At 33.4% G+C, this 10,896-nt stretch carries 8 protein-coding genes, 1 tRNA gene and 1 pseudogene; 4 read left to right on the forward strand and 6 right to left on the reverse strand.

Translation table 11 applies throughout. The features are described from left to right. The 5 genes and pseudogenes from EAH81_RS27075 to EAH81_RS27095 form a co-directional block, all read right to left on the reverse strand. Nucleotides 1-279: pseudogene (locus tag EAH81_RS27075) on the reverse strand (IS982 family transposase); the annotation flags it as partial. Between the two features lie 130 nt (nucleotides 280-409). Then, a complete protein-coding gene (locus EAH81_RS27080; RefSeq protein ID WP_140512097.1) occupies nucleotides 410-1,558 on the reverse strand; it encodes an HpaII family restriction endonuclease in 1,149 nt (382 codons plus the stop codon). Further along, nucleotides 1,555-2,814: a DNA cytosine methyltransferase gene (locus EAH81_RS27085; RefSeq protein ID WP_317130515.1), complete on the reverse strand. Its 1,260-nt coding sequence runs from the start codon at nucleotides 2,812-2,814 to the stop codon at nucleotides 1,555-1,557. The genes EAH81_RS27080 and EAH81_RS27085 overlap by 4 nt, the downstream gene beginning before the upstream one ends. Before the next feature lie 2 nt (nucleotides 2,815-2,816). Next, complete coding sequence (locus EAH81_RS27090) at nucleotides 2,817-3,038, reverse strand: helix-turn-helix domain-containing protein (RefSeq protein WP_140512099.1); 222 nt, start codon at nucleotides 3,036-3,038, stop codon at nucleotides 2,817-2,819. Nucleotides 3,039-3,438: 400 nt separating this feature from the next. After that, a complete protein-coding gene (locus EAH81_RS27095) occupies nucleotides 3,439-5,892 on the reverse strand; it encodes an AsmA-like C-terminal region-containing protein (protein WP_140512100.1) in 2,454 nt (817 codons plus the stop codon). Between the two features lie 246 nt (nucleotides 5,893-6,138). Between EAH81_RS27095 and trxA the strand changes: the two genes are divergently transcribed. From trxA to EAH81_RS27115, 4 genes are all read left to right on the forward strand, one after another. Further along, a complete protein-coding gene (gene trxA / locus EAH81_RS27100; protein WP_041516662.1) occupies nucleotides 6,139-6,456 on the forward strand; it encodes a thioredoxin in 318 nt (105 codons plus the stop codon). A gap of 286 nt (nucleotides 6,457-6,742) precedes the next feature. After that, nucleotides 6,743-9,319: a M1 family aminopeptidase gene (locus EAH81_RS27105; protein ID WP_140512101.1), complete on the forward strand. Its 2,577-nt coding sequence runs from the start codon at nucleotides 6,743-6,745 to the stop codon at nucleotides 9,317-9,319. Beyond that, on the forward strand, nucleotides 9,316-10,242 hold the full coding sequence (locus EAH81_RS27110; RefSeq protein ID WP_140512102.1) for a DUF58 domain-containing protein: 927 nt from the start codon (nucleotides 9,316-9,318) through the stop codon (nucleotides 10,240-10,242). Before EAH81_RS27105 ends, EAH81_RS27110 begins: the two co-directional genes overlap by 4 nt. An 86-nt stretch (nucleotides 10,243-10,328) precedes the next feature. Beyond that, nucleotides 10,329-10,402, forward strand: a tRNA-Asp gene (locus EAH81_RS27115). A 219-nt stretch (nucleotides 10,403-10,621) separates the two neighbouring features. Here the strand turns inward: EAH81_RS27115 and EAH81_RS27120 are convergent. Beyond that, nucleotides 10,622-10,896: transposase (locus EAH81_RS27120; RefSeq protein WP_241676537.1), on the reverse strand; the 275-nt coding region annotated here is incomplete at its 5' end.

Here is a 10,896-nt window from a genome sequence, read left to right on the forward strand (position 1 = left end):
GGAACTTATGATCTCAAATAATTCATATAGAAGTCTGCCAACTTTATGTAAACGTCTGTTGAACCTACTCTTATCAAGCATCTTTGGAATAAATCCATATTCTTTCATAAACTTAATGGCTGAGCAGTGATTGCCATAAAAACTTGTCGAAGAAACAATTGCTGTCAGGATAATTTCGCTGTCACTTACATGTCTTCTTACATCTTCCGGATGGTTAATTCCTTGTAAAATATCGTCTATTAAACAAAAAATTGATATAATTTTGTCTTTACAAAGCATGGGTAAGGTTTATTGGTTCGCAAAACAAATTTACTGAACCTGTGCTTTGTTTTTTTATTACCTCTAAACTAGCAACTTGAATTAATTACATATTTTAAATAATGTTTCCTCTTCTTCTGAAGATTGTCTTTTATTTAAATCTTATTTGTAAATTTATTTTGAAATATAATTTTTCCTCTTCTTCATATAGCCAGCCGTAATAATATTTTTTCTTGCTTTCTGTGTTTATATTACCAGGATTATCTTCGTCTTCTCCTGTTGATGGTTGTTCGAAAATAGTATTGTTTATTAGATATTCTCTAAATAAATTAAAATCATAAATGTGAAAACATACAATATTGCCGTCCCTTTTAGGAATAATTACACCGCCTGTTGCATCATAAATTCCGAGCCATGGAGTTTCAGATGTCATTCCCATTGCGCATTCGGCTAAAAATCTTTTGAGCTTATATTCATAAAGTTTTTGGATTGACTTTTCTCCGTTATAAAAGTCCATAGGATCGTTTTCCTCTAGTGTTTCAACTGTTTTTAATAATGAAGAAGTTCTATTGATCCACCTATGAAGTAATGCATGTGCAAGTACTTCGGGTAAATCACCATCTATCATTTTTAAATTACGCCAAAGTTGTTTAGATTGAATGCCTTTAAATTTAATTGTAGTTCCAAGATCAATGATTTTTCTTAATCGAGCTGTTATTTTTGATATTCCGCCAGCAGGCTTATAGGTTTCTGAGTTGAATTCCTCTAAAGATGTTTTTAAATCACCTTCAATTTCAAAAATAAAGTTATTGCCTATGCCAGTATTAAATAGGGTTGAGTCTTCGCCTAATAATGATTTTATACTAAATCCTAAATCGGTTTCTTTAGCCAATCGATGATCGTAAATTCTTAGTTTTATATCTGACTTACTTGTTGATAAAGCAGTAAGTTTTTGAATTTCTATTTCATTTATAAAATCATTTATCTCATCAATTTTAAAATGTTTGCCTTTTCCATTTAGTATTCCATTTAAAAGATCAGGAGATTTTTCAGAAAAATAATCAATACTTAAATTTTTAACAAAGCTTCTTTCATTATTTACCACGCGATATATAGAAATCTCATCATTTCTTTCAAATTCTAATGTGGAAGCAGATTCTTCTTTATATACTTTTATTATTTCATAGTATTCATTTTCATCTTTGTCTAGGTTTATATCTGACTGAAATAATTTCCCCTCGGCTAGTAGTTTTGTTAAAACGTATAATTCACTCCATTCACCCTTATTTCCCGTAATCATAATTTGTCTTTTATCAAATCAATTATTTTTTCAGCAGTTGCTTGAATTGCAGGAACTGCAACAGAATTTCCAAATTGTTTGTAAGCTGAAGCATCTGCAACAGGAATTATAAAATTGTCAGGAAATCCTTGTAATCTCGCCCATTCGCGAGGAGTCATTTTTCTAATTCCTTCACGATTTACTTCTCCTTTTATATGAGTTGTTGGGGTAAAATCTTTTATTCGATTATCAAGTACTAAATTTCTTTCGCGCCCCATTCCTCCAACTAAGATTGAATTTGAAATTTCATCATCTTTGATAATTGAATATCCAAATCCATTTCCTTTATTGGCGTGTCTTTCTTTATGGTTTTTTAGAGTTTGTAGATATTGAGTTGATAAATAATATTTTGTTGGAACAACTTTCTTTTCTTTTACACTTTTGAATGTTACTTTTTCTTCAAAAGGTTCAGGATATTTAAAAGAATCAATATTTAAGTCTTTTCTAAATCCAACAATATAAATACGCTCCCTGTTTTGAGGAACACCAAATTCTTTGGCATTCATAATTTCGGGTTCAGGAACGTAATATCCTAAATCATTTCTAAGTACATTTAAAATCGTTTCTAAAGTTTTTCCTTTATCATGACTTTTTAATCCTTTTACATTTTCTAAAAAAATTGCTTTTGGTTTGCGGGTTTTAATAATTTCAGCAACATCAAAAAACAATGTTCCTCTTGTATCTTCAAAACCACCTCTTTTCCCAGCAATTGAAAAAGCTTGACATGGAAATCCTGCACATAAAAGATCAAATTCTTGTGGGATGTAGTTCTTAGTTCGATCTTTTGTTATATCTCCAAAAGGAATTTCGCCAAAATTTGCTCTATATGTTTTTTTTGCATTGATATCCCATTCAGATGTAAAAACGCATTTTCCTCCTAAATTTTGAAGAGCTAATCTAAATCCTCCAATTCCTGCAAATAGATCAATAAATTTAAAAGTATAATTTTCAGGTGTCGGGAAAGGAACATTCTCAACTTCAAATAATAATTGCTGTATTGCAGAATCTGAAACAAGGTTTAGGTTTTCTTCCTCATTTTTATATTCAACAATTTCTTTTAAATATTTTATTGCTTCTTCTTCATAATGCTTTTTTACTCCATTATGATAATTATGTAGATAATGAGTTACAACAGCTTTTTTGTTATCGTCTTCTTCGACTGTTCTAATTTTAAATTTTTTTCCATCGAATTCTTCGATTGAGATCTGCTCTTTCATATTCATTTCTTAAAATTGTTATCGTTAAAAAAAGCTCCAAAGTCAGTATCAAGAGCAGTAATTATTTTTTCTATTATTTCTATTGAAACATTTCGTTGACCTTTTTCAATATCTGAAATGTAGTTTCTGTCAACGTTGGAAATATTGGCTAAATACTCGATTGAGTATTCTTTTTGTTCTCGAAGTTCTTTGACTTTGAATCCGAATTTTTCTTTGATATTCATAGTTTATAAAAGTAGTTTCGTGCGTACAATTGACCCGCGTACAATTGACCTCATTAATTTTTAGTTTTCAACGTGATATTAACCGTGTCTTGAATTTTTTCCATAAAAAAAACGCCAATCATTTCTGACTGGCGTTAATTAATATTTCTAAAAGTTCTTATGAAAATGTCTGCCTCTAGCCCTGATGGGAACGGTATCCTTTTGTGGTGGGGTTCACCACAAAAGATATAGTGGACAGCAGGAAATAGCTCCTTAAAATTAAATTCCAAGAAAAAACTCTTCGACTTCGCTCAGAGAGACAAATCTTTGACGAGTTTCTAGTGTGATCTCTCCTTCGTCAGATGACAAGATTGGGTGATTCTGTAGTGGTTTTAACCTATTTTATGATAAATCCTAGATTCTACTTCCCTTTCTTTCCCCATTTAATTTTCATTTTTCCTTCATCATCGAGCGCAATCAAATGCAGGACAATTCCGCGGTCACGAACGGCGTCGCGCTCGGCTTTGGAGGCTAGTTTGGCGTCGTTTTTAGAGTTTCGGAGTGGGATGGTGAGGGCGAGATTGGTGCCTCGTCCGAAGGAATAAATGCCTTCGGCATCGAGGTTGAGAACGCTGGAACTGATGGTAAAATCGTTGACGTCGATTTGTTCGCCGCGCATATTGAGGTTGCCCGATAAATCGCTGAAAGTAATGTTCTTGACGTCGCGAAACGGAAAGGCAAATTTGCCAATTTTTACAATAGGTTCAAAGTTGAGCAATGCGCCCTGATTGACATTAAAATCAAGTTTTCCGTGCATAGAATTGGTGATCAATTCGCCTTTGCTATTGATTAAACCCGTAACATTTGCTTTGCTGGTGAGCTTGCCCCGAATGTTGTTTGGGCTAAAAGATTTGATTCCGAAGTTGTTGAACGATCTTAAAAAACTCGCAATATCAACTCTGTTTACCTGCGCATTTGAGATAAGATTGAAGTTTTTGCCATTTGGCGATACGGTAGTACTAAAATTGATGCTTCCGCCGGAGGTTTGCAGTGAACCGTTTTTGATAATAAGCCTGGAATCAATCATCTGGATTTCGGCTTTTGTATTGGTTGCGGTCAGTTTATTGTAATATATTTTGTCGGCTTTGATGTTGATGTCTACTACGCATTTTTCGATAGCGGTACGCAATTGATTAGACATTGTTTTGTTTTTTGGTGCTTCTTTCCTTTTCTGAGAACTGGTTAAAACGCCCAGAAATTGTTTCAAATCGATATTCGGACAATAAATATCCCAGTTTACGACCATTTTTTCGGGTGCATCGTAGTATAAATTGAGGAAGTTATCGATTTTGCCTTCAATATAAATGATGTTTTTATTGTGTTTGTAGGCGATTTTTTTAATTAACAATGCCTTTTCGGTAAAGTCGAGCTGGACGCTTATTTTCTCGGCGTGAATGTTTTTGGGAATAAAATGAAATGACACATTTTCGACATTTACATTGCCTATAAAACGAGGTTTCTGGATGTATAAATCGACAATATCAAACTGAAATTTCAGGTTTGCTTTGGCGTGACCTTCCGTAAACTGAATCCATTTGTCGTTGCTTACTTCGTTGAGTTTTGTAACATCAAAATCTGAACTTACATAACCTGTTGCCAGTGGTTTCTCGAGATTATTAATCGATAATTGCGGAATTTTCAGCGGAATGTTTTCATAATTTCCTGCAAAATGATTTAAAATAACGGCCGAATTGGCATCATTAAAACCTTCTTTTGGTTTGAAATTATTGGTAAAAATACCTTTAAAACTACAATCAGTAATTAATCCGTCAGGAATGCTGAGTTCGTTGTTTTTGATTACGGCTTGCACTACAATTCTGGGATCTCCTGCGGCATTAAAATCACCTTTGATGTCGCAATTAACATCAATTTCTTTTTTCAAATCAAATCGGTTAAGCTTAGAACTAATGTTTGCCGATAATAAATTGGAAGCATTTTGCCATAAAATAGTAGTCCCAATATTGATTCCGAAAAGACCATTTCCTTTGGCTAAATTAAAGTAAGCGGTGATGTCAAAGCCGTCTGTTCCTATTTTGAGACCTTTGGTTACAACATCAATTTTTTGTTTTTCTGAATCATAAGAAACCGAAAAAGTACCTTTGAGTTGTTTTTGTTTTGCAAAACTTCCGTGTACGGTATTAAAAGCTAAACTGGCTATTTGTGTGTCCAAAAAAACATCGGTTTGCCAATCATCGCCGTCATAATCTACTTTCGAAGTTAAATCGGCGACATCAAAGTCAAACAATTTATGTCCCAAACGATTGTCCAGAATAAAGTGTACATCGCTAAGTTCGATTTGATCAACGGTCGTTTCGGTTTCAGATTTATCTTTCGGATCTTTTTTCTTTTTTGGTTTAAAGATGTTGGCGTTCGAATAGCCATTTTCGGCTTTATAAACATAAATATTGGCTTCGTTAATCAGGATTTTATGAATGTTGATTTCGTTTTGCAATAAACTCCAAACGTTCAGTCGGACTTCAATTTCTTTTGCGTTTAGTAAAGTGCGTTTGTGTGTTTGCCATTGATTGTCTTTGATTTCGACATCTTTTAAGGCCAAAGTAAAGTTGGGAAAACCAGTCAGGAACTTATAATGAAAATCACCAATATGAAATTTACCATTTATGTTTTCGTTGATTTTGGAATTAACCTTGGCTATAATTTCGGTTTTGTTTTGATTGAAATAAATCGATAATCCACCGCAGGCAAGAAGTAATATAGCAATAAGTCCCAATACAAAAAAGCCGAAACGTTTGGCATATTTCTTAAAACGAACCGATTGTAAAAGGGTTTTTATATGAAGTAAAATTTCTCTCATTTCGAATGGATTTACGGGATCATTAAAGATAAGGTAAAAAACTGACGTTTTTTTAAAAAGATGACCTTCAGCAGGTTGTAAGTTAAAACTTATAATTAAAACTTTTCGTGTTAATATAATTATTGACAATACATTTATAATGAAAACTAATTTGGTTATGGTGTTTCATTTGTATTTAATTTTTAAATTTGTACTCTAGTTTGATGGGTAACAATTCAGACGATAATTTTAAAAAGATAAGAAATTATGGCATTAGCAATAACAGATGCTACTTTTGACGAAGTAGTTTTGAAATCAGATAAACCAGTAATGGTAGATTTTTGGGCAGCATGGTGCGGTCCTTGTAGAATGGTTGGTCCAATCATTGACCAAATCAGCGAAGAATACGCAGGTAAAGTAGTTGTTGGTAAAGTCGATGTAGACGCAAACCAGGAATTCGCTGCAAAATATGGTGTGCGTAACATACCAACCGTTTTGGTTTTTCATAACGGTGAAGTAGTAGGTAAACAAGTAGGAGTTGCTCCGAAACAAACTTACGCAGATAGTTTAGACGCTTTGTTGTAATCGTAAGATTATGATTTATATAAAGAAGGTTTGGCGAAAGTCAAGCCTTTTTTATTGCTTAATTTTAAAAGTTTTTTTGCCACGAATTTCACGAATTAGCACGAATCATTTTAACTTTAAATTGGATTTCACGAATTTTTTTGTTTTGCATTTACCAGAATACCTGTCAGATCGAAATTCTTTAAAATTGATTTTCTGCATTTCAAACGAAAATTATAATTCGTGCTAATTCGTGAAATTCGTGGCAAACTTTTTTTATTTTTACGAATCTAATATTCCCTTAAAAATGAAAATTTTCTACAGCTTTCTTTGTGTTCTTGCATTTACCGCAATTGGTTTTTCTCAATCGAAACAAAAAGAAAATCTTGTTTTAGAGAATGGCGTTTCAGAACAAATGGCGCGTTTTCGAAAACATCAAATCTCTGATGTAACTTATGGACTTAGTTTTGAAATTCCGTATCAAAAACAAGAGAAAATCAATTCGGATTTGACTTTGAACCTGACAATATTAGATTTGACCGAATCTTTGTATTTAGATTTTAAAGAGAAAACTTCAAATATAAAATCAATTCAGGTTAATAGAAAAAGCATTGCTATTGTTCATGAAAAAGGACATATTGTTATTGCTGCTAAAGATTTGTCTTTAGGAAAAAATATTGTTGCGATTTCGTTTATAGCAGGAAATTTATCTTTAAATCGTAACGATGATTTTTTATATACTTTATTGGTTCCAGATCGTGCCAGTACGTTGTTTCCTTGTTTTGATCAGCCTGATATTAAAGCGACTTATAAATTGAGTTTAATGGTTCCTAAAGATTGGTCAGTTTTGGCTGGTGCCGATGTAAAAGAGAAAGTAGAAAAAGGTGATTTTACAACATATACTTTTGGAGAATCAGATAAAATGAGCACGTATTTATTTTCGTTCGTTGCCGGAAAATTCAAAACTGTAACGCAGAAACCAGGTAATCGAGAAATGACAATGTTGTATCGTGAAAATGAACCTGAAAAGATAAAAATCAGCACAGATACAATCTTTAAGCTGCACCAACAATCATTAGACTTTTTAGAAAAATATACCAATTATAAATTTCCGTTTCAGAAATTGGATTTTGCTTCGATTCCGGTTTTTCAATATGGTGGAATGGAACATGTTGGCGCGATTCAGTATCGGGAATCGACTTTGTTTTTAGATAATAGTGCTACAGACAGTGAGAAACTGGATCGCGCAAAACTCATCGCTCATGAAACTTCGCATATGTGGTTTGGCGATTTGGTCACTATGAAATGGTTTGATGATGTGTGGATGAAAGAAGTGTTTGCCAATTTTATGGCAGATAAAATCATGAATCCGATTTTCCCAAAAATCAATCATAATTTACAGTTTTTTTCTGCACATTATGCAAATGCTTACGCAGAAGATCGCTCGCTGGGCACACATCCGATAAAACAGAATTTAGCCAATTTGAAAGATGCCGGATCACTTTATGGAGCAATAATTTACAATAAAGCGCCAATAATGATGCGTCAATTGGAAGCTACAATGGGAAAAGAAGCTTTCCAGAAAGGAATTGAAAAATACATTAAAAAATACGCCAACGACAATGCCGATTGGAATAATCTGGTAGAAATTCTCGATGCCGAAACGCCGCTTGATATGCAAAAATGGAGCGAAGTTTGGGTGAATAAATCCGGAAGGGCCATTTTTACAGATGAAATAAAATATGATGCCCAAAACCGAATTTCGGATTTTGTGATTCAACAAAAAGCAGAAGATAAATCAGATAATATCTGGCCTCAGATTTTTCAGATTGGTTTGATTTATGCTGATAATGTTAAGATTGTCGATGTCAATATTAAAGATAAAAACCTTTCCCTAAAAGAAGCAATTGGACTTGAGAAGCCTTTAAATATCATTTACAATTATAATGGCTTTGGATATGGCGTTTTTCCGCTTGACGGGAATAATTTTAATTATATTTCAACATTGAAAGATGAGGTTGCAAGAGCTTCAAGTTACAGCAATCTTTATGAGAATATGTTGATTGGAAATGTTTCTCCGAGTAAAACTTTTGATTGTTTTATAAAAGGAATTCAGAAAGAAGAAAATGAATTAGTTCTGAAAATAATTACGAATCAAACCAGCAATGTGTTTTGGAAATTCCTGACCGGAAAACAACAAAACAAAGCGCAAAAAGAGCTTGAAGATATTTTGTACGAACGTTTACAGGCTAATTTGTCAAGTAATATCAAAAAGACATTATTCAATTTATTTAGTTCAATTGCTTATTCAGATTCGGCTAAAGCCAAATTATATCAGATTTGGAATAAGGAAATCGAGATTCCGAATTTGAAATTAAACGAAGACGACTACACCAATATCGCAATGAATTTGGCAATCTTCAAACATGAAAAAGCCGATGAAATTCTCGAGAAAACAAGAACAACAATCACAAATCCGGACAAACAAAAGCGATTTGAGTTTCTACTTCCTTCATTGTCAAAAGATGAATCTGTTCGTAATGCTTTTATGGAATCTCTAAAAGACGATAAAAACCGCGAGAAAGAATCATGGGTTTCTGTGGGATTGGCTAATTTTCATCATCCTTTGCGTCAGGAAAGTGCACAAAAGTATATTAGATTTTCGTTAGATTTGGTGGATGAAATTCAGCGTACGGGAGATATTTTCTTTCCAAAAGATTGGCTCAGTAATACTGTTGGAAAATATTCGTCGAAAGATGCTTTTGATGAAGTACATCGATTCTTAAAAGAAAACCCTAATTTTAGTCCGATATTAAAACGAAAGTTGCTTCAGGCGACAGATGGTTTGTACCGCGCACAAAATATTAAAAAAGAAACCGAATGAAAATCGAATCAGAAATAGAGAAAGTTTCAAGTTTTCAGCATCTCGAAATGCTGGCAAATCAAGTTGTAGAAGGTTTTATATCCGGAATGCATAAGAGTCCGTTTCATGGATTTTCGGCTGAATTTGCGGAGCATAAAGTTTATAATGCGGGAGAAAGCACCAAACATATCGATTGGAAGTTATTTGCCAAAACAGATCGTTTGTACACTAAAAGATACGAGGAAGAAACCAATTTGCGTTGCCATCTTATTGTCGATAATTCGTCTTCGATGCATTATCCGGAACTAAAATCTGGCCAGCCTTTTTATGAAAAGAAGATTGGCTTTGCGGTTTTAGCATCGGCAGTTTTGATGAATATCTTAAAGAAACAGCGTGATGCTGTAGGTTTAAGTGTTTTCTCGGACAGTTACGAATATTATGCTCCTGAAAAAGGAAGCGATCGTCATCATAGAATGTTGCTTAATAAACTGGAGCAATTATTAGAGCAGCCAAAAGTTAAGAAAACTACCGACACGATTACGTATTTACATCAAATTGCAGAGAAAATGCACCGTCGTTCGATGATTATTATCTTTACGGATATGTTTCAGTCAGAAGATGATGAAAAGCTGTTTAATGCCTTGCAACATCTTAAACACAATAAACACAAAGTAGTTTTATTTCATGTTGTAGATGACAAAACAGAGCTTAAATTTGATTTTGATAACACACCGAGAAAGTTTATTGACCTGGAATCTGGCGAAGAAGTATCTATTTTTGCTGATAATGTAAAAGTAGAATATGAAAAAAGGGCAGAGGAGTACTTTAAAAAACTGTCTTTGACTTGTGCAAAGAACCAAATTAAGTACGTTCCGGTGAATGTGGGCGATAATTTTGAAAAAATATTGACTACATATTTAGTTGAAAAACAAAACTTTGGCTAATAATTTAAAAATATATTTAATTTTTTTTAGCAAAACACTTGCAGAAATGAAATTCTGTACTATCTTTGCAACCGCAATAACGCAGAGGTTTGGTAGTTCAGTTGGTTAGAATACATGCCTGTCACGCATGGGGTCGCGGGTTCGAGTCCCGTCCAGACCGCAATATTGGGAAAAGCCTTTCTTAACGGAAAGGCTTTTTTGCCCAAATACGGTATCTAAGATTAGTTGTGTTGTTTTGCTACGACTTTGTAACTCGTAGCTGGTTTAGTAGTTAGACCAATGAAAAGCTTTCCACTTTTGTGGATGGCTTTTTTGATTTAGGACACTTTTGATTTGAACCATACAAGTAATATAAGGGATCAGGTGCAAAAGTTGGGGATTAGGCAAAAAGATTAGATAATCTGAACAAGAAGAAATCTACTTTACGCACTCCTCTAAATTGACTTCTAAACGCTTTTACTTTAGCATTGAATGATTCTGCAGAAGCATTAGTACTTCTATTGCCAAAATAGTTTAAGATTGATTGGTAATTAACCGTTATAGTATTTAAAAGGATATTAAAATTTTTAAACCCTGAATCTTCTACATTCTTGTACCAATGTGCCAGTTTGGTCATCGCAATGTGTTTATTGTTATGATTGTTGTAAATACCTC

This window comes from Flavobacterium pectinovorum (assembly GCF_006438875.1).
Classification (GTDB): domain Bacteria; phylum Bacteroidota; class Bacteroidia; order Flavobacteriales; family Flavobacteriaceae; genus Flavobacterium; species Flavobacterium pectinovorum_A.

Excerpts from the sequence above, each read along its gene's own strand:
- EAH81_RS27085 (WP_317130515.1), bottom strand. The coding sequence starts at position 2,814 with ATGAAAGAGCAGATCTCAATCGAAGAATTCGATGGAAAAAAATTTAAA.
- EAH81_RS27095 (WP_140512100.1), bottom strand. The coding sequence starts at position 5,892 with ATGAGAGAAATTTTACTTCATATAAAAACCCTTTTACAATCGGTTCGT.
- EAH81_RS27105 (WP_140512101.1), top strand. The coding sequence starts at position 6,743 with ATGAAAATTTTCTACAGCTTTCTTTGTGTTCTTGCATTTACCGCAATT.
- trxA (WP_041516662.1), top strand. The coding sequence starts at position 6,139 with ATGGCATTAGCAATAACAGATGCTACTTTTGACGAAGTAGTTTTGAAA.
- EAH81_RS27110 (WP_140512102.1), top strand. The coding sequence starts at position 9,316 with ATGAAAATCGAATCAGAAATAGAGAAAGTTTCAAGTTTTCAGCATCTC.
- EAH81_RS27080 (WP_140512097.1), bottom strand. The coding sequence starts at position 1,558 with ATGATTACGGGAAATAAGGGTGAATGGAGTGAATTATACGTTTTAACA.
- EAH81_RS27090 (WP_140512099.1), bottom strand. The coding sequence starts at position 3,038 with ATGAATATCAAAGAAAAATTCGGATTCAAAGTCAAAGAACTTCGAGAA.